Raw genomic sequence first — 18649 nt, 5'->3', positions numbered from 1 at the left:
GCGTCTCGCCCACCCCGGCCAGCAGTCCCGCGCTCACCAGCGCGATCACGACGGCACGCACCACATTGGCCGCCAGCAGCACGCCGCGCCGGTCCCACCGGTCCAGCAGCGCACCCGCGTACGGTCCGATCAGCGAATACGGCAGCAGCAGCACCGCGAAGCCCGCCGCGATGGCCAACGGGTCGGTCTGCCGCTCGGGGTTGAACAGGATCGCGCCCGACAGCGCCGCCTGGAACATCCCGTCCCCGAATTGCCCCGCGAAACGCACCACGGCCAGCCGCGACACGCCCGGACTCTGCCGAAGCGTGACACGAAGTCCAACCGGCCGATGTTCTGCGGGAGTGCGGCCTTCGGCGTGACCAGTCGACACGTCCGTGAGCGTACCTGCGTTCGGCGACGACGCCGCACGCTCGGGCTACGGCAGCGAACCTCGCAACGGGCGCGTCACACCCGGTCGACGAGCACGCTCACCGCCTCGCGCATGTCGGGCGCCATCGGCAGCGCGTGGAGCGCGCTCGCGTCGATCCACGCGCAGGCGTCGTGCTCCCCTGGCGCGAGCGCGACCTCACCCGGCTCCGCCTCCACGACGAAGCAGTACTTCCGCACTTTCGACTTGGTTCGGGTGGCGTAATCGAACCCGCCGAGGAAGTCGGTGACGGCGCGGAGCCGCAGGCCCGTTTCCTCCAGCAATTCCCGCTCCACGCACTCGGCGAATGTCTCTCCCGATTCGACGCCCCCGCCGGGCAGTTCGTACATACCGCCGTGATAGTCGTCGGCGACCCGGCGCACGACCAGAAGTCGCCCGTCGCGGAACACGGCGACGCCGATCACGAAATGGGCGATGCCGTCGCGACGGGCTTCGCTGCGGAGTTGCTGCTCGATCCGGGCGAGGTCGTCGGGGTCAAGCACGTCGTTACCTCCGGTTGTCGTTGGCACGCTTGGCAATCGGGACCGGACCGCGATATCCGACGAGGTGACCCGACGTTTCGACGTACCGGTTGGTTCTGCTCGCCTCCCGTTCACCTTCCGGTCGCTCGCGTAAAATGCCGAGTGCGGCACAATTTACTAGGAATGTGGAGTACCGCGGTGGAAGTGCTCCTACCCTGAATGGCGATCGGTGCACGGTCCCGAGAGGAGGACCATGATGTCCACACTCACGACACCACACATCGATGTCCACCGTGGCGGCGACCGCATGAAGACGCGGGTCTCCTGGCTGGATTCGAAGCACTCGTTCTCCTTCGGGGAACATTACGATCCCGAGAACACCCACCACGGCCTGCTGCTGGTCAACAACGAAGACGTCGTCTCCCCGGGGCAGGGTTTCGACACCCACCCGCATCGGGACATGGAGATCGTCACCTGGGTGCTCGGCGGCAGCCTGGTGCACCAGGATTCGCTCGGGCACAGCGGTGTCATCTATCCCGGGCTGGCCCAGCGGATGAGCGCGGGCACCGGCATCCTGCATTCGGAGAAGAACGACTCGTGGCGGTTGGACGGCCGGGTTCCCGAACACGACGAGCCCGTGCATTTCGTGCAGATGTGGGTCGTGCCCGACGAGCCGGGCCTGGCCCCCGGCTACCAGCAGCTCGAAATCGATGACGAACTGGCCGCGGGCGGCCTGGTGGCGGTCGCCTCCGGCCTGCCCCGCTACCGCGATCGCACCGCCATCGCCATCAACAGCAGCCACTCGGCGCTGCACGTGGCGCGCATGACGAGCGCGGAGCCGGGCGCCGAGCAGGCGATCGACCTACCCGACGCGCCCTACCTGCACTTGTTCGTGGCGCGCGGAGAAGTGGACATGGAGGGCGTCGGCCCGCTCTACGAGGGCGACGCGGTGCGTTTGACCAGGTCGGGTGGCCAACGCGTGGTGGCGCGGCGGCCTTCGGAAATACTGGTATGGGAGATGCACGCACGACTGGGCGCCCAGTAGCCGGTTCGCATTAACATCCGTCCGTAGGGATCGCGATCAGTAGGCGACCGCGTGCACCTCGGACCTCGTCCGGACCGAGCATCGCGAGGCATCGAGGGAGAGGAAGTCCATGTCGCAATACCCGCCCCCGCCGCCCGGCCAGTACCCGCCGCCGGGGCAATACCCGCCGCCCCCGGGCGGCCAGTACCCTGGCCAGCCCGCGTACTGGCAGGAATCGCCGAAAGGCCGCGGGCTGGCGATCACCGCGCTGGTGCTCGGCATCCTCGCCCTGCTGTTCTTCTGGACCATCGTCGGCGGTTATCTCTGCGGCATCTTCGCCGTCATTCTCGGCATCATCGCGGTGGTCAAGGCCCGTTCGGGCACCGCGGGCGGCATGGGCATGGCGATCACCGGCGTGGTGTTGGGCGTGCTGGGCATCGTGGGCGCCGTGCTGCTCACCATCGTCGGTTACAGCTTCTTCGTCGACTCGGGCGGCAAGGACTTCGTGGACTGCGTGAACAAGGCGGGCAACGACCAGTCCAAGATCGAGCAGTGCGAGCGGGAGTGGAATCAGAAGCTGCAGGACAGGTACAGCGTCACGCTCACTCCGCCGCCCGCGCCGACACCCCGGTAGCCGCGGCGCACGCCCGGGTCGCGGCGATCACCTCGGCGAACTCGCGGCGGAAGTCACCGTCGGGCGCCGCGACCCAGGTTCGGTAGCCGCCGTGCTCGTCGGTGGGCGAGGGCAGCACGATGTGGCTGCCCGGCAGTGCGATCGAGGCGCAGACCCGGAACAGATCGGCGAACAGTCCGGTGTCCAGATAGGAGTTGTCGGTCGGGCCGGTCAGGAACGTCCAGCGATCCGCACGCGGATGCGCGATGACCGGTCCCGGCCGGGACTCGGGCCCGGCCGCCAACCGATCGCGAACGCGGCGGCCGAACGCGGCGGGCATCACGACCGCGCCGACCGCGCCGACTTCCAGCATGATGCGACCGAGGATCGGGTCGACGAGGGCGTACAGCTTGTTGTCCTCGCGGTAGCGGCGACAGCGAGCGAACGCGTCCTGGATCGCCGGGAAGTCCGTGGACGCGAGCTGCCTGCCTGATTCGATGCGCGATGTACTCATGACAACCTCGCCTCGCTGCGGTGGAGCGTGCTCGGGAGAAACGATCGCTGGTTCACGACAGTAGACCCGGCCAAGTCGCTTGACAATAGTCAACGAGGGGCGCGTCCGAGTGGGCGTAGCATCCCCACATATGGCACCCGTCTCGCCCACCGTTGCCCGCTGGGAATTGGTGCTTCGGCTGCGTGAACTGCGCGAACAGCGCGGGTTCGACTCCGCGGGCTTCGCGCGGCGGGTGGGTTTCACCCCGGCCAACTGGTCCCATGTCGAGAAGGGCAGGCGGGTACTCACCAGCAAGACCATCGGCCCGGTGCTCGAACTCCTCGAGGTGGAAGCCGAGGAACGCGCCGAGCTGCTGGCCCTGCTGGAGGCCAGCAAGCAGCGCGGCTGGTGGACCAAGTCCTCCGCGCTGATCGGGCCGGAGTTGCAGCGTCTGTACGGCATGGAATACGGCGCGCAGAGCATTCGCAGCTACGACAGCCTCGTCGTGCCCGGGTTGTTGCAGACCGAGGACTACGCTCGCGCCTTGATCAGCGCCGACGTGATGATCCGCCCGGTCCAGGTCGAGCAGTTGGTGGCGATCCGGATGCGACGCCAAGAGCGGTTACGGGGCGCGGATCCGGTCGAGCTGACGGCGGTGTTCGGCGAAGGCACCCTGCTGCAGCAGACCGGAGGCCCGGAAGTACTGCGCGGGCAACTGGAGTATCTGGCGGATCTGATCGAGGAATTGGACACCGTCGAGGTGCGCGTCATCCCGTTCACCGCCAGCGCGGGCGCGGTGCTCGGCGGGTCGAGCTTCCACCTCATCGACTTCACCGGCGAGCAGCTGCCCACCTTCGGCTGGGTGGAGAGCGCGGTGTTCGGCGGTGCCGTCGAAGATCCGGAACTGGTCCGTGATCTACGCTTCGCATACCAGCGCGCGGTGCGGCAGTCGCTCTCACGGATGGAGTCGTTGGCCCTGATCAGACGGTATTCCCGCGTGTAAAATCCTGCGCATGGCCACCACCGCACGGCCGGTACGCACCGGCTGGTTCACATCGACCAGATCGAACAACGGCAATCAGTGCGTCGAGGTTCGGTTCGAGGGTTCGGCGGTGCTCATCCGTGACAGCAAGTATCGCCGCAACCCGGCCGACCGCCCCGTCGAAGAGCCCGTCATCACCGTCACCGCGGCCGAATGGGCCGCGTTCCTCGACGCCCTGCGCACCAATGAGCGATCACCTGGCGACCTGCGCGCGCACACCACCGCCGACGGTCACACCGCACTGCGCCACGGCGCGATCACTCTCCTCTACACCCCGGAGGAGTGGGACGCGTTCCTGCTCGGCGCGCAGGACGGCGAATTCGACCGCGTCGTGTCGCCCGCCTGATTTCCCTGCTCGGGCGCCCTGGTCGGGGGGCCTACGCGGGTGGGTATCGGCATACTGGAGACCGTGACTTCCGAACCGACTCGACCATCCGGTATAGACCTGTCCCACCTCGACCAGAGCGTGCGAGTGCAGGACGACCTGTTCGCGCACGTCAACGGCAAATGGCTGGCTGAGCATCGGATTCCGGCCGACCGGGCCGTGGACGGCGCCTTCCGCGCGCTGTACGACCAGGCGGAGTTGGACGTCAAGGCGATCATCCAGAACGCCGCCGGCGCCGACGCCGTGCCCGGCAGCGACGCCCGCAAGATCGGCGACCTGTACTCCAGTTTCATGGACACCGAGGCGGTGGCCGCCGCGGGGCTCGCGCCGATCGCCTCGGAGCTCGCCGCTATCGCCGAGGTCGGCGACAAGAAGGCGTTCGCCGCGCTGCTCGGCCGGTTGCAGCGCACCGGCGTCGGCGGCGCCGTCGCCGTCTTCGTCGACACCGACGACAAGGACTCCAATCGCTATCTGGTGCACGCCACCCAGTCCGGCATCGGCCTGCCCGACGAGTCGTACTACCGGCAGGACGAGTTCGCCGAGATCCGGGCGAAGTACATCGCGCACGTCAACCGCATGTTCGCCCTGGCCGCCGCCGACCAGCGGGTGGCCGGGCTGCTGCCGGAGGACCTCGACACCGTCGGCGACCGCGTCTTCGCGCTGGAGCGGAAACTGGCCGAGGGGCATTGGGACGTGGTGCGCCGCCGCGACGCCGAACTCAGGTACAACCTGGTCGCGTTCGACGCCTTGATCGCGGACAATCCCGAGTTCGATTGGACCGCGTGGGCTTCCGCGCTGGCCGACGGCGTCGACCGCGCGGGGCCCGAGCTGTTCGCCGAGCTGGTGATCCGCCAGCCGGATTATCTGCGCACCTTCGCGCAGCTCTGGGCCGAGGAGCCGCTCGCGGACTGGCAGGCGTGGGCGGCTTGGCGGGTGCTGCGCTCGCGGGCGCCCTACCTGACCGAGGCGGTGGTCGAGGAGAACTTCGACTTCTACGGCCGCACGCTCACCGGCGCCGAGGAGAACCGGGAACGCTGGAAGCGCGGCGTCACGCTGGTGCAGGATCTGCTCGGCGAGGCGGTCGGCAAACTGTATGTGGCCGAGCACTTTCCGCCGGAGGCCAAGGACCGGATGGTCGAATTGGTGGCCAACCTGCAAGAGGCATACCGCCGCAATATCGCCGAGCTGGAGTGGATGGGCCAGGGCACCAGGATCGCCGCGCTGGCCAAGCTGGAGAAGTTCACCCCGAAGATCGGCTACCCGGACAAGTGGCGGGACTACTCGCGCGTGGTGATCGACCCGGCCGACCTGGTCGGAAACTACCGCAGAGGCTATGCGGCCGAACACGATCGGGAAATGAACAAGCTCGGTGGTCCGGTGGACCGGGACGAGTGGTTCATGACTCCGCAGACGGTGAACGCCTACTACAACCCGGGCATGAACGAGATCGTCTTCCCGGCCGCGATCCTCCGGCCGCCGTTCTTCGACATGAACGCCGACGACGCGGCCAACTACGGCGGCATCGGCGCGGTGATCGGTCACGAGATCGGGCACGGCTTCGACGACCAGGGCGCGAAGTACGACGGCGACGGCAACATGGTGGACTGGTGGACCGACGAGGACCGCGCCGAATTCGGCAAGCGGACAAAGGCGCTGATCGATCAGTACGACGTGCTCTCACCCAAGGAACTGCCGGACGAGCACACGGTGAACGGTCAGTTCACCATCGGCGAGAACATCGGTGACCTCGGTGGCCTCTCCATCGCGCTGGAGGCGTACAAGATATCGCTGGACGGCGCCGCGGCGCCGGAGATCGACGGGCTCACCGGGCTGCAACGGGTGTTCTACGGCTGGGCGCAGGTGTGGCGCACGAAAGCTCGTGTGGAGGAGGCGATCCGCCGGCTCGCCACCGACCCGCACTCCCCGGCGGAGTTCCGCTGCAACGCGGTCGTGCGCAATATCGACAGCTTCCACGAGGCGTTCGACGTCCGGCCCGGTGACGCGTTGTACCTGGAACCCGCTGAGCGCGTGAAGATCTGGTAATGCCAGTGCCTGGGCGGTCCCGCGAGGGCCGCCCAGGCACATTCCGCTCTCAGTTCCAGTCGCCCAGGCCGTCGCTGGCGCTGAGCGTGCCGCCCTGGGTGTTCTGCACGATCACCGGGTCGCCGCGGCGCGCGTTCTCGAAGAACCACTTGCCGTCTTCGGTGCTGACGTTCAGGCAGCCGTGGCTGGCGTTGGAGACGCCCTGCTGGGCGACCGACCACGGGGCGGCGTGCACGAAGATGCCGCTGTTGGAGATCCGGGTGGCGTACTCGACCTCGAGCTTGTAACCCTCCGGGTCGGTGATCGGCACGCCGTAGGTGGAGGAGTCCATGACCATCTTGCGCTGCTGCTCACCGACGATGTAGGTGCCGTTCGGCGTCTCGTGCTTCGGCTTGCCCATCGAGGTGGGCATCTCGCGCACCACCTCGCCGTTGCGGGTGACGGTGATGGTGTGGGTCTGGTCGTCGGCGGTCGAGACGAACGCGTCGCCGATGCGGAACGAGCTGGTGGTGCCGCCCGCCTGCACCTGCACGTCGGTGTTGTCCGGCCAGAAGTCGTCCGGACGCCAGCGCACCTGCTTGTCACCGCGCCAGTAGAAGTGCCCGGGGGCGGGCTTCGACGAAGTGATCTTGATGGCCTGCTCGGCGGTGGCGTGATCGGTCACCGGTTCCTTGAAGGTGATGATGATCGGCTGCGCGATGCCCACGACCTCGCCGTCGGCGATGTTGATCGAGGGCGGGGCGAAGTTCGCCTGCGGTGCGGGCTCGGTGGCCGCGGCGGCCGACCCGGTGTCGATACCAGGGATCGGTTCGGCCTGCGCGGGCGCGACGAGCATGACACCGGCCGCCGCGATAGCGGCGGACAGCAGGACGCCCTCGCGCAACCGGCGGGCTAGCCGAGCTCCCTTGCGGTGAGCAGGCAACGACGCGGTGTGCAAAGCGGCATGCATAGGTTTCTCGTCCATTCCATCTCTCGCGCGCACGCGCGTATCCGCGCGTAGCGAGATTTTCATTTCAGCGCGGAGCCAGAAGAGCGCCCCACAGGGATTGACGGCCCGACCCGTCGTCCCTTCCTACCGTTTCTGGGCGGGATGCGGCCAGTGGCGTTTCGGATTGATCAGTCACCGGAGAAGGTTGTGTCATGAGTCACAATTGACCTCGACGGGTATCGGTGCGGCGAAATGGCCCGGTCAGGAGGGTCGCGCGACTGCGGGCCGATAGTCGGTGGATAGGCGAAAGATGGTTCACCGCAAACCTGTTAGTGACGAAGCTCACTGATGGAAGGGGCTGAATCGCATGCCGCGAGCGGGTCTCGCCGGACCGTTCTAGTGGTCGATCTGCTTGTGCTTGCGCACCGTGGTCTGCGTGGTCGCGGCCAGGCGCGCCAACCTGGCGTCGCCGAGTGCGGTCACCATGCTGCCGAGCCCGTTGGTGACGAAGGCGATCGACATGCCGAGATCCAGGTCGGCGTACGCGCCGGAGCCTCCGACACCGTAATGACCGAACGCGTTGCGCGGTTGCTGCTTGGACATAAGGACCGGGCGGTGATAGCCGAGCGTGAAGCGGATCGGCACGCCGAGCACGTAGTCGCGGCTGTGGGCAGGCTGCACCTGGCTGATCGTCGCGATCGTCTCCGGCCGCAGCAACCGCACGAGACGCTCCGATCCACTCGCGCCGGCACCGTGCCCGCCTCGGCCCGATGGGCCCGCGTAGACCACCCCGTGGTTGGCCAGCGCGCCGTACATCCGCGCCAGCGCGCGGGCCGTGAACACGCCGTTCCAGCCGGGCATCACCGCGTCGTGCACCCGGGGGTCGCGGACCAGCTCGTCGAAGCTCTCCGGCATGCCCGCCTCGGCGAGCCCGCGCACCGGCCGCACCCAGGACAGCACCGAGGAGGCGGTGTTCCAGCGGATTCCCGGTGGGCCGAGCGGACGGAAGATCTTGGCGATCCGATGCCGCTGCGATTCCGGGACGCGGAACCAGTATTCGTCCAGGCCGAGCGGCTCCGCGATCTCGGTGCGCAACACCTCGGTGAACGGCGCGCCGGTGGCCCGCTGCACGATCTCCGCAACCAGCCAGCCGAAGGTGATCGCGTGGTAGCCGGAGGTGCGGATGCGGCGCGGGTCCGGCGGGCTGTCGGCCAGCGCCCGCACCACCGCGTCGTAGTTCAGGATGCCTTCCCGGCCGGGAACGAGGCCGCGCACCCGGTGCAACCCGGCGCGATGCGAGAGCACGTCGCGCACCGTGATGTCCTCTTTGCCGTGCGCGGCGAACTCCGGCCAGTACTCGCCGACCGGCGTGTCGTAGCCGATCAGCCCGCGTTCGGCCAGGCGGTGCACGACGGTCGCGGCCACGCCCTTACCGGTGGAGAAGGTGAGTGCGACGGTGTCGCCGTTCCAGCGGCGCTCCTTGTCCGCCCAACCGGCCCAGATGTCGACCACCGGTCGGCCGTCGAGATAGACCGCCAGCGCGCCGCCGCCGCGCGCGGGCTGGGCGAACAGGCCGAAGAACTGATCGGCCAGCCGGATGAAACGCGGGTCGACCAGCATCTCGCGCGGTGCCGCCGGTTTCTCGCATGCCGAATCGGCGGGCTCGAAGTCGTCCGCCGCCATTGCCGAAACCATGGGGGTCACCTCCTGACCGCCGTTAGCCGGGCTGGTCAACCAGGGTAACCGCTCAGTCGGTCTGCCAGAGTCCAAAAGGCGTGGCGAGGCACGCGTCGCCGGTGGCCGCGTTCCAGGCGAAGGCCGCCGCGCCCAAGCACACGACCGCCTGTTCGGCGGTCTCCACTCCGGCTCGCGATCCTTCGAACGCGATCGAGACCGCGAAGGTCCGCGCCTGCGGATCGTCGTCGATCGAGGTCAGCGCGACGGCGTCGGGGCCGAAGCCGACCGCCACGGGCATTCCGCCCGCGCCCTCGCTCGCGCCGACACCGCCCGCCGCGCCGATGCCGATGGCCGTCGCGCCGAGCGTCGCGTTGGCGTAGCCCACCCCATCGATGCCGGTGGCCCCGGCTCGGCCGTAGCTGTCGGTCGCCGCGCGGCAGGCCGTCTCCCCATCGATGACGGTGACGTCGGTCCCGTGTTCGGAGCGGCAGTGCACGTCGGTGGCGCCGGCCACTCCCGGGAAGACGAGGGAGCCTCCGATCGCGGCGGTCGAGCAGACGATTGCGCTGATCAGCTTCACCGGGAACTCCTCTCGAACCAGAAATCCCACCATACCCAGACAGGTTGGCCGCGCGTCGTTTCCGGCTTCGGCTCGACGGGCGCTCGGTCGATGGTGTATTCATGGCGTGGTATTTCAAGCACAGCCATGGCAACTTCGGTTTACGGGGGCGTGAGTTCGCCGGCGTTACAGCTCGGGAGGACTGTACGTGTCTCGTCAACTGCCCTGGGGTCGTCTCGCCCTCGCCGGGCTCGCCGTTGCGGCGGGGCTGTCGCTGGTCGGGTGCAGTTCCACGATCAGCGGCACCGCGCAACCCGCGGTGGACAACGGGACGATCGACGCGGTCGTGACCAGCACCCCGAAGCCGTCCTCGGGCAGGCCGACGCCGAGCACCGGCAAGCCGACCACGAGCAAGCCGAGCGGCAGCACCGATTTCGACGCGGCCATCAACGACTGCGTGAAACTCGGCGGCACCACCACCAACGCCACCATCGAGAAGGCGTCGTGCGGCAGCCGCGAGTCGAACTACAAGGTGATCGACAAGAAGTCGAAGAGCTCGCAGTGCAGCAGCGATGCCGACAACTACTACGCCGAGACCATCAACGGCATCGAACAGGGCGCGCTGTGCCTGGACATCGACTGGGTGGTCGGCGGCTGCATGGACGTCGGCGGTGACGACCCCAAGCGCATCGACTGCACCGGCACCGCGCCCGCGAAGGGCGTCAAGGTGGTGAAGCGCGTGGAGAACGCCGATGACGTCAGCGTGTGCGGCAGCGGCACCGGGTACGTCTACGACAAGCGCCGTTTCGTCGTCTGCGTCCAGGAACTCTGACCGGCGCTTCCCGGTGACGGCCGTGCCGTGACCGGCCGGAGCGCTAGGTTGGGTCGGTGAGCACCACCGAGCTTCCCCGGTTGCGGTCCGGTACCGGTCGCTGGATCCTGGTCGCCACGATTCTCGGATCGTCGGTGGCCTCGCTCGACGCGACGGTGGTGAACATCGCGCTGCCACGCATCGGGGAGTCGCTGGAGACGGATGTGGCCGGTCTGCAGTGGACCTTGAACGGCTACACCTTGACTTTGGCCTCGTTCATCCTGCTGGGCGGCTCGCTCGGCGACAAGCTCGGGCGTCGCCGGGTCTTCGTGTGCGGAACCGTCGCTTTCGCGATCGCTTCGGTGCTGTGCGGGGCCGCGACGACCATCGAGATGCTGGTGGCCGCGCGGATCCTGCAGGGCGTCGCGGGCGCGATGCTCACGCCGGGCAGCCTGGCCCTGATCTCCTCGTCCATCGATCAGCGCGATCAGGGCGCGGCGATCGGCCTGTGGTCGGGCTTCGGCGGCGTCGCGGGCGCGCTCGGCCCGTTTCTCGGAGGCTGGCTCATCGAGCTCGCGGGGTGGCGGGCCATCTTCTTCCTCAATGTGCCGCTGGCGGTGGTCGTCGTGCTGGTCGCGCTGCGGCATGTGCCCGAGAGCCGCGATCCGAACGCGGCGACGCGGCTCGACGTGCCCGGCGCGCTGGTGGTGGCGCTGGCGCTCGGTGCGCTGACCCTCGGATTGATCGACACCATGCCTTTGCTCATCGTGGCCGGTGTCGGCCTGCTGGGGGCGTTCGTCCTGATCGAGTTGCGCGGCGACCATCCATTGGTGCCGCCATCGCTGTTCGGCTCGCGTGTGTTCACCGCGGCGAATCTCGTGACGTTCGCCGTCTACGCCGCGCTCGGTGGCGTGTTCTTCCTACTGGTGCTGGAGCTGCAATTGGTGGCGGGGTACTCGCCGCTGATGTCCGGTGTCGCGACCGTGCCGGTCACGCTGATCATGCTGCTGCTGTCGGCTCCCGCCGGCCGGTGGGCGCAGGTGCACGGCCCGCGCATCCCGATGACCGCCGGTCCCTTGTTCGCGGCAGCGGGCCTGGTGCTGTTGCTGCGCATCGGACCCGACACCACCTACCTGATCGACGTGCTGCCCGGTGTCCTGGTCTTCGGGCTCGGTCTCGCGGTGCTGGTGGCTCCCCTCACCGGTGCGGTGCTGGGCGCGGTCCCCGCCGGCGAGGCGGGCATCGCCTCGGGGGTGAACAACGCCGTCGCGCGCACCGCGCAACTGCTCGCGGTGGCCGCGCTGCCCGGCCTCGCGGGCATCTCGGGCGCGCTGGGCGATCCGGCCGCCTTCGACGAGGGTTTCGCCACCGCGATGTGGCTGTGCGTGGGACTGCTGGTGCTCGGCGCGGCGCTCGCCGCCGTGCTGCTGCGACCTCAGCGGCGCCCGGCCACCTTGGACAACGTGGATTGCATGCCGCAGTGCGCGGTCGCGGGTCCGGCGCTCGCCCCGGCATCGAGCGAAAAATGAGCGGCCCGAACGGATCGCTGTCCGTTCGGGCCGCCTGTCGGATGATGTCCGGTCAGATCGGGACGTAACCCGCGCCGATGCCGCCGCGTGCGTTGACGTCGGCCATGATCGCGCTCAAGCTGGTACCGACCTCGGGACCGAAGCAAGCGATCGCCAGGTAGGCGTTCACCATGCCCACCAGTGTGCTGCCGACGACGACCGGCGCACCGGAGTCACCTTCCACCACGCACATCTGGCTCCAGGTCTCGACGTTCGTCCTGAAGACGTCGCCCCAGGCGATACCGCAGGTGTTGCCGGTGGTCCGCCCTTCCTTGCACACGATCTGCGGGAAGGTGGCCGGTCCGCCGATTCCCGTGATGGTGACATTGCCGACCCGGTTGACCGGGGTGATCTTGCCCGGATCGAACTGGATGACGGCGTAGTCGAGGTCATGGTTGGAGTAGGCGAACCGGCCGATCACGCCCGCGCCCCGATCGGCCTCGGCGTAGACCTGTGCGCCCGGGTCGCCGCAGTGCCCCGCGGTCAGTCCGACCAGACGTCCCGCGTTGTCGTGGCCGACAGTTGTGACCGTGCACTCGAACTGGTTGTCGATGATGATGCCGGATCCACCGCCCAACACCGGCGGGCCCGGTTGGGCGTTAGCGGCCCCTGCGCCCGTGCCGAGCAGCGCCGCGCCCAGGGCGACGGCGAAGGCGGCGTTGGCCACCTTGGCGAGTTTGCTGAACATGTCCCTCCAGACGTCGGAAGCCCGCACGATATCAATCTGTCGCACCCATCGTGTCAGTAAACGACCTCGGGCGCGTCACCTACTACCGGGTTGTCCCCACTGCTCCGCGCTTCAACCCTGTTTCATACATCTGTGATCAAACGTATCTTACGGCTCAATAGCATTCCGCTATCACAATTGTGAAAATCTCGTGTTCATTAGTGTCCGGGTGATAGTAAGGAGACGTTGTCTTGGTCCTCGGAAACAAATCCGATTTTCTATGAGATTTTTCCAAACTAATTCGCCGAACCCCCGGGGTGGATCCGGGATTCGCGCAGCTGGGGCTGTAGCTTGTGCCAGAGGTGAGGTCGCTGCCTTTGGGGTGGTTCCCAATGTTTCGCCGCAATTCCGGAGACGGTGAGCGACATCTATGACTGCGATCACAAGTCGGTGGTGTGTTCTGCACTACTCCGTAGTAAGGTGCGTCAAGCAAACGAGTCGCCGGGGTAGGCAACCGGCGTCGAGGAGGGTTAGCCAGTGCAGTCGACCGAGAGTCCACCTTCAGGGTCACGGTTCAGTGATGCGGCCGATTGGACGAGGTCTTACTGGCAAGATCATCCCAAGCGTTCGCTGGAGACCTTCGGCAGGCAGATCACGATGGGCTTCGCGGCCGTCGCCGAACTGTTCGTCTCGATTTTCCGCAGGCGCTTTCCGTTCGGCGAGTTCGTCCGGCAATGCGCGTTCATGGCCAGCGTCTCGGCGGCGCCGACGCTGCTGGTCGCCATCCCCATCGGCGTGATCGTCTCCATCCAGGTCGGCTCGGTGGCAGGCCAGGTCGGCGCCACCTCGTTCATCGGCGCGGCCAACGGCCTCGGCATCATCCAGCAGGGCGCCCCTCTGGTCACCTCGCTGATGATCGCGGGCGCGGTGGGTTCGGCCGTCTGCGCCGACCTCGGCTCGCGAACCATCCGCGAGGAGATCGACGCGATGAAGGTCATGGGCGTCGACCCGCTGCGCAGGCTGGTCGCACCGCGCCTCGGCGCCGCGATGCTGGTGAGTGTGCTGCTGTGCGGCTTCGTCGTCTTCGTCGGCTTCCTGACCGGCTACATCTTCAATATCTTCGCGCAGAACGGTACGCCGGGTTCCTACGTCGGCACCTTCTCGTCGTTCGCCGTGACCACCGACCTTCTTGTCGCGCTGGCGAAATCGCTGATTTTCGGTCTGCTCGCGGCAATCATCGCCTGCGATACCGGATTGAACACCCGCGGTGGTCCGGGCGGTGTGGCGAACTCGGTGAATTCCGCGGTGGTGAGCTCCGCCATCATGCTGTTCGGGGTGAACCTCATCATCACCCAGGTTTACAACGCACTATTCCCGTCACAGGTGGTTTGAGCCGGTGTCATCAACCTATGTTCCGCCGCTGCTGCGGCCGCTCCGGACGTTCCGGAAATCCGCGCAGGCGCCGGTCGATCTGCTCGCCAGGCTCGGCCACCAGGTGTTCTTCCTGCTGCGCTCGATCGGCTCCATTCCGCTGGCGCTCAAGCACTACCCCAAAGAAGTTTGGCGCCTGCTCTCGGACGTCACCTGGGGCAACGGCAATCTCGTCGTCGGCGGCGGCACCATCGGCGTCGTCCTCATCCTGAGCGCGTTCGGCGGCATGACGGTCGGCATCCAGGGCTACAACTCGCTGAATCTGCTCGGCCTGAGCCCGATCACCGGTGCCATCTCGGCGTTCGCGACAACCCGTGAACTCGGCCCGCTGCTCGCGACGCTGGCTTTCGCCGCCCAGGCGGGCTGCCGGTTCACCGCGCAGCTGGGCGCCATGCGCATCTCCGAGGAGATCGACGCGCTGGAGTCCATCGCCATCCGGCCGCTGCCCTATCTGATCAGCACCAGGATGTTCGCGGCGATGGTGGCCATCATCCCGCTCTACTGCCTCGGCCTGACGATGGCCTACGTCTCCTGCGCGGTCACCGTCCAGCTGATCGGCGGCACCGCCGCAGGCACCTACCAGCATTACTTCTATCAGTTCCTCATCCCGACCGACGTCATCTATTCGCTGATCAAGGCGATCCTGTTCGTCGCGATCACCACGTTCATCCAGTGCTACTACGGCTTCTTCGCCTCCGGTGGCCCCGAGGGCGTCGGCGTGGCCGCGGGCCGCGCGATCAAGATGTGCATCATCGCGGTCGTTTTCGCGAACCTGTTCATGACATTGGCGATCTGGGGTGTCAACCCCGGCATCCGAATCTCGGGGTAGACACCAGATGATCATCGATCCCAGTGGGCGCGGGCCCACCATGCGGCAGCTGCTGATCGCAGGAGTGTGCGGTCTGGTCGTCTTCGCGCTGGTGCTCGGCTTCCTGATGCTGCGCTACCAGGGTTACTTCCAGGAGAAGATCAACGTCACCGCGAACCTGACCACCACCGGTGACGGACTGCCCGAGCAGGCCGACGTCAAGTTCCGCGGTGTGCTCGTCGGCGCGGTGAAGAATGTCGACGTCGCGGCCAAGGGCGAGCTGCAGAAGGTCCGGATCGAGATGAAGCCGGAGTTCGCCGGTGACATCCCGGCCAACGTGACCGCGCGCGTCGTGCCGAGCAACCTGTTCGCCGTCACCTCCGTGGAGCTCGTCTTCAACGGTCCCGCCGACCAGTACCTGCACGAGGGTTCGGTCATCGAGGAAGACCGCAGCAAGGGCACCATCGCGCTGCAGGACACGCTCACCACGGTGCGCAACATCCTCGACAAGATCGATCCGGTCCAGTTCGGCCGGGTGCTCGGCACCCTGTCGCAGGCGCTGGACGGCAGCGGCCGGATGCCCGGCTCCACCGTCGAGCGGCTGGACCGCTGGCTGCTGGCCGTCGACGAGTCGATTCCCGATCTGGGCGCGCTGCTGGGCGATTTCTCCGCGTCGTTCAACGCGCTCAACCAGTCCGCGCCCGAGCTGGTCGACGTGCTCGGCAGCTCGGTGCAGACCGCGCGCACCATCGCCGACCGCCGCAGCGAGCTGGTCTCGCTGATCACCGGCACCGGCGGGACCATCGACACGGTCAACGACCTGTTCGCCCGTAATCCCAACGTCGGCATCGAGGTCACCGCGGGGACGAACGACATGTTCGGCGCTCTCGCCGCCGACCCGGACGCGATCACCAGGAGCTTGCTCAACCTGAGCGAGACCATGCGCCGGATGGACACCACGTTCACCTGGGGTCCGCAGAAGCAGCAGGTCTGGGACGCCGGCATCACGCTCACCCCGTACCGTCCCTACACCGTGGCCGACTGCCCGCGCTACGGCGAGATGGCCGGACCGAGCTGCTTCACCGCTCCCGCCGTCGCGGACGTCGGCGAGCTGCCCGAACAGCTGAAGCCGCGGGCGCTCGAATCGGCCGCCGGACTGCCGCCGGTGGTGCCGATGCCCGGTCTGCCGCTGATTCCCGGCGTCACCACGCCGGACCCGAACCGCGCCACCGCGGCCGCTCCGACCGGCGGGGTGCCCGCGCCGTTCGCGGGCACCCCGCTCGAGGGTCTGTTCCCGATGCTGCCGCCGGGTCTGCTCCCGCCTGCCGCCGCTCCCGCTCCGGCGCCCGCGGCCGCGCCCGAGGGCACCCCGTCGGCCGCGCCGATCTCCTACCGGGGCGACTCGGCGATCACCGCGCTGCTCGGCCGCCAGCCGACCACCGCCGAATATCTGCTGCTGAGCTCGATTCTGAAGGGCGGAACCATGCAGGTGTCCGACAACGGTGCCCGACGATGAGCATTCGTAAACCGCTGATCGGATTCAGCATCTTCGCCATCGTGTCGGTCCTGGTCACGGTGGTGGTGTGGAACACGCTGGCGCGCATCGTCAGCGGTGACACCTACACCTACTCCGCGACGTTCTCCGACGTGCTCGGTCTGCACGAGGGCGACGACGTGCGCATGGCGGGCGTGCGGGTGGGCAAGGTCGAGAAGATCGAGCGGGCCCGCGACGCGAATCTGAAGAAGTCGGTCGCGAAGGTCACCTTCGTGGTGCAGCGCGACCAGACGATCTACAACGACACCAAAGCGCTGGTCCGCTACCAGAACCTGATCGGCCAGCGGTACGTGGCGCTGGCTCCGGGCAAGGCGCCGAACCCGGCGCCGCTGAAGGACAACGGCACGATCCCGATCGATCGGACCGAGCCGTCGTTCGACGTGTCGGGTCTGCTCAACGGATTCCAGCCGCTGTTCCAGGTGTTGCAGCCCGAACAGGTCAACCGGCTGTCGGAGACCTTCATCCAGGCGTTGCAGGGTGACGGCGTTTCCTTGAGCGCGTTCATCGTGCAGGCCGCTCAGCTGGCCACCGACTTCCAACGCCGGGACGCGATCCTGTCCGATGTGATTACCAACCTGTCGGGCGTGATGTCGGGGTTGGCCAAACGAGGTGATGAATTGGAGACCCTGGTGACCCAGACCCGGGCCTTGATCGGCGGGTTGTACGAGCAGGGGCAGTCGCTGCTCGCCTCGACCGAGCAGATCGCCACCGCCACCACGTCGCTGGTCGGCATGATGGACCAGATCCAGCCGAGCCTGCGCAACGCGCAGAACTCCACCAGCGCGGCGCTGACGCTGTTGCTCGACAACGGCGCCAAGCTCGACCAGGCGGCGATCGACCTGCCGAACGTGCTGTCGGCGGCGGGCAGGCACACCTCCGAAGGTGGTTACGCCAACGCCTACCTGTGCGGGCTGGACCTCTCGCTCTACGGCGTCCTCTTCCCGCGCGGTCTGTTCTCCCAGATCGGCGGCACCTCGCATTCGGCGGTGTGCCGCCCATGATGACGAAGCTCAGGTCCAGGTTCAACAGCAACCGGTACTTCTGGTTGGGCATCGTCGGCGGCGTCCTCATCGTGGTGCTGCTGCTGGTGTCCAGCGTCTACAAACTGATCGGCGTCGGCGAGCAGTCGATCAAAGCCGAATTCGTGCAGGCCGCGGGCATCAAGGTCGGCGACAAGGTGAACGTCGCCGGGGTGTCCTCCGGCCGGGTGGTCGGCGCCGAACTCGAGGGCAGCCACGTGCTGCTCACGCTGAGCGTCAGCGACGACGTGAAACTCGGACCGGACGCCCGCGCCTCGATCAAGATGGCCACGCTGCTCGGCGCGAGGTACGTCGATCTCGAGCCGGGTGACGGCTCGGGCCTGAAGGGCAAGCGCATTCCGGTGTCCAACACCGCGGTTCCGTACAACCTGTCCGACGTGGTGCAGTTCGGCACCCCGAAGTTCGAGGCGCTCGACACCAAGAAGCTGTCGGACTCGCTGAACTTGATCAACGAGCAGATGAACGGGTCACCGCAGCTCACCGCGCAGGCGCTGGACAGCGTCGGCGCGCTGGCGAAGGTGATCGACAGCCGCAAGGCCGAAGTGGACAGCCTGCTCAAGGACCTGGACCGGGTCACCAGGATCCTCGGCGACAATCGCAACAGCATCCTGCTGGTGATCACCCAGGGCGAGGCCATCGCCAACCGGGTGATGGAGCGTCAGGCGCTGCTGCGCCAGCTGCTGGACAACATCGCGACGCTGACCAAGCAGCTGGAGGCGATCGGCGCGGAGAACAACGATCAGCTCGGCCCGACCATCGCGCAGCTGAACACCATGGCCGAGGGCCTGCAGAAGAACAAGGACAACTTGGATCGGATGCTGTCGATCATGCCGCCGACCCTGCGCTACCTGGCGAACTCCTGGGGCGGCAGCGGTCCGTACGGCGATGTCGGCCTGCCGTGGCTGTTCCCGGACAACTGGTTGTGCTTCGCCCAAGTTATCGAGGGGTGCCAGGGATGAAATTCCGCACGGGCTTTCCGCTGAGGACCGTCGCGAGAGCGCTCATGATCAGCGCCGCGGCTGCGACGGTCGGCAGTTGCTCACTGCTGCCGAGTTCGGTGAACGACGCGCTGGGCACCACCTTGCAGGTCACCGCCGACTTCGACAACATCGCGGGC

The 18649-nt window shown here is 67.4% G+C and carries 18 protein-coding genes and 1 pseudogene; 12 read left to right on the top strand and 7 right to left on the bottom strand.

From position 1 onward, the window contains the following. Both ON27_RS29060 and ON27_RS29055 read right to left on the bottom strand, forming a co-directional pair. A pseudogene (locus tag ON27_RS29060) lies at positions 1-286 on the bottom strand (hypothetical protein); the annotation flags it as partial. Between the two features lie 158 nt (positions 287-444). Then, the gene (locus ON27_RS29055) at positions 445-909 is read right to left on the bottom strand and encodes an NUDIX hydrolase (RefSeq protein WP_043734562.1); all 465 of its coding nucleotides are present in this window, start codon (positions 907-909) and stop codon (positions 445-447) included. A 235-nt stretch (positions 910-1144) separates the two neighbouring features. On the opposite strand from ON27_RS29055, the gene ON27_RS29050 reads away from it, so the two are divergent. Together ON27_RS29050 and ON27_RS29045 are read left to right on the top strand one after the other, a co-directional pair. Then, complete coding sequence (locus tag ON27_RS29050; RefSeq protein ID WP_043734570.1) at positions 1145-1933, top strand: pirin family protein; 789 nt, start codon at positions 1145-1147, stop codon at positions 1931-1933. A gap of 109 nt (positions 1934-2042) precedes the next feature. Continuing rightward, on the top strand, positions 2043-2546 hold the full coding sequence (locus ON27_RS29045) for a DUF4190 domain-containing protein (RefSeq protein WP_043734559.1): 504 nt from the start codon (positions 2043-2045) through the stop codon (positions 2544-2546). Here ON27_RS29045 and ON27_RS29040 read toward each other — a convergent pair. After that, complete coding sequence (locus ON27_RS29040) at positions 2515-3039, bottom strand: hypothetical protein (RefSeq protein ID WP_043734556.1); 525 nt, start codon at positions 3037-3039, stop codon at positions 2515-2517. The genes ON27_RS29045 and ON27_RS29040 overlap by 32 nt on opposite strands. A 130-nt stretch (positions 3040-3169) precedes the next feature. On the opposite strand from ON27_RS29040, the gene ON27_RS29035 reads away from it, so the two are divergent. From ON27_RS29035 to ON27_RS29025, 3 genes are all read left to right on the top strand, one after another. Continuing rightward, on the top strand, positions 3170-4021 hold the full coding sequence (locus ON27_RS29035; protein WP_043734554.1) for a Scr1 family TA system antitoxin-like transcriptional regulator: 852 nt from the start codon (positions 3170-3172) through the stop codon (positions 4019-4021). Between the two features lie 10 nt (positions 4022-4031). After that, positions 4032-4406: a DUF397 domain-containing protein gene (locus tag ON27_RS29030; RefSeq protein ID WP_043734552.1), complete on the top strand. Its 375-nt coding sequence runs from the start codon at positions 4032-4034 to the stop codon at positions 4404-4406. A gap of 63 nt (positions 4407-4469) precedes the next feature. Next, positions 4470-6488 carry a M13 family metallopeptidase gene (locus ON27_RS29025; RefSeq protein ID WP_043734568.1) on the top strand — a complete coding sequence of 673 codons (2019 nt, stop codon included), beginning with the start codon at positions 4470-4472 and terminating at the stop codon, positions 6486-6488. Between the two features lie 49 nt (positions 6489-6537). Here ON27_RS29025 and ON27_RS29020 read toward each other — a convergent pair whose 3' ends face one another. The 3 genes from ON27_RS29020 to ON27_RS29010 form a co-directional block, all read right to left on the bottom strand. Beyond that, entirely contained in the window at positions 6538-7437 is a 900-nt protein-coding gene (locus ON27_RS29020) for a L,D-transpeptidase (protein WP_051047089.1), read from the bottom strand. Positions 7438-7812: 375 nt separating this feature from the next. After that, entirely contained in the window at positions 7813-9099 is a 1287-nt protein-coding gene (locus tag ON27_RS29015; RefSeq protein ID WP_043734547.1) for a serine hydrolase domain-containing protein, read from the bottom strand. A gap of 64 nt (positions 9100-9163) precedes the next feature. Beyond that, on the bottom strand, positions 9164-9673 hold the full coding sequence (locus ON27_RS29010; protein WP_051047088.1) for a DUF6764 family protein: 510 nt from the start codon (positions 9671-9673) through the stop codon (positions 9164-9166). A gap of 187 nt (positions 9674-9860) precedes the next feature. On the opposite strand from ON27_RS29010, the gene lppU reads away from it, so the two are divergent. Next, positions 9861-10484 carry an LppU family putative lipoprotein gene (gene lppU / locus ON27_RS29005; RefSeq protein ID WP_043734545.1) on the top strand — a complete coding sequence of 208 codons (624 nt, stop codon included), beginning with the start codon at positions 9861-9863 and terminating at the stop codon, positions 10482-10484. 56 nt (positions 10485-10540) lie between these two features. After that, positions 10541-11992, top strand: coding sequence for an MFS transporter (locus ON27_RS29000; RefSeq protein ID WP_043734542.1), 1452 nt, complete (start codon positions 10541-10543; stop codon positions 11990-11992). A gap of 52 nt (positions 11993-12044) precedes the next feature. Here ON27_RS29000 and ON27_RS28995 read toward each other — a convergent pair whose 3' ends face one another. Further along, the gene (locus tag ON27_RS28995; RefSeq protein WP_043734540.1) at positions 12045-12719 is read right to left on the bottom strand and encodes a S1 family peptidase; all 675 of its coding nucleotides are present in this window, start codon (positions 12717-12719) and stop codon (positions 12045-12047) included. A gap of 516 nt (positions 12720-13235) precedes the next feature. On the opposite strand from ON27_RS28995, the gene ON27_RS28990 reads away from it, so the two are divergent. From ON27_RS28990 to ON27_RS28970, 5 genes are read left to right on the top strand one after another with little or no spacing between them, the layout of a single operon-like run. Then, on the top strand, positions 13236-14090 hold the full coding sequence (locus tag ON27_RS28990; protein ID WP_043734538.1) for an MlaE family ABC transporter permease: 855 nt from the start codon (positions 13236-13238) through the stop codon (positions 14088-14090). A gap of 4 nt (positions 14091-14094) precedes the next feature. Beyond that, on the top strand, positions 14095-14958 hold the full coding sequence (locus tag ON27_RS28985; protein ID WP_043734535.1) for an ABC transporter permease: 864 nt from the start codon (positions 14095-14097) through the stop codon (positions 14956-14958). 7 nt (positions 14959-14965) lie between these two features. Then, the gene (locus ON27_RS28980; protein ID WP_043734533.1) at positions 14966-16453 is read left to right on the top strand and encodes an MlaD family protein; all 1488 of its coding nucleotides are present in this window, start codon (positions 14966-14968) and stop codon (positions 16451-16453) included. Continuing rightward, the gene (locus ON27_RS28975) at positions 16450-17493 is read left to right on the top strand and encodes an MCE family protein (RefSeq protein ID WP_043734530.1); all 1044 of its coding nucleotides are present in this window, start codon (positions 16450-16452) and stop codon (positions 17491-17493) included. The genes ON27_RS28980 and ON27_RS28975 overlap by 4 nt, the downstream gene beginning before the upstream one ends. After that, positions 17490-18491 carry an MCE family protein gene (locus ON27_RS28970; protein ID WP_373282801.1) on the top strand — a complete coding sequence of 334 codons (1002 nt, stop codon included), beginning with the start codon at positions 17490-17492 and terminating at the stop codon, positions 18489-18491. The genes ON27_RS28975 and ON27_RS28970 overlap by 4 nt, the downstream gene beginning before the upstream one ends. The last annotated feature ends 158 nt before the right edge of the window (positions 18492-18649 follow it).

The organism is Nocardia asiatica NBRC 100129 (assembly GCF_000308415.1).
GTDB lineage: Bacteria > Actinomycetota > Actinomycetes > Mycobacteriales > Mycobacteriaceae > Nocardia > Nocardia asiatica.
Note: the sequence above shows the minus strand (reverse complement) of the source record. Positions and strands in the feature narration are given on the sequence as shown.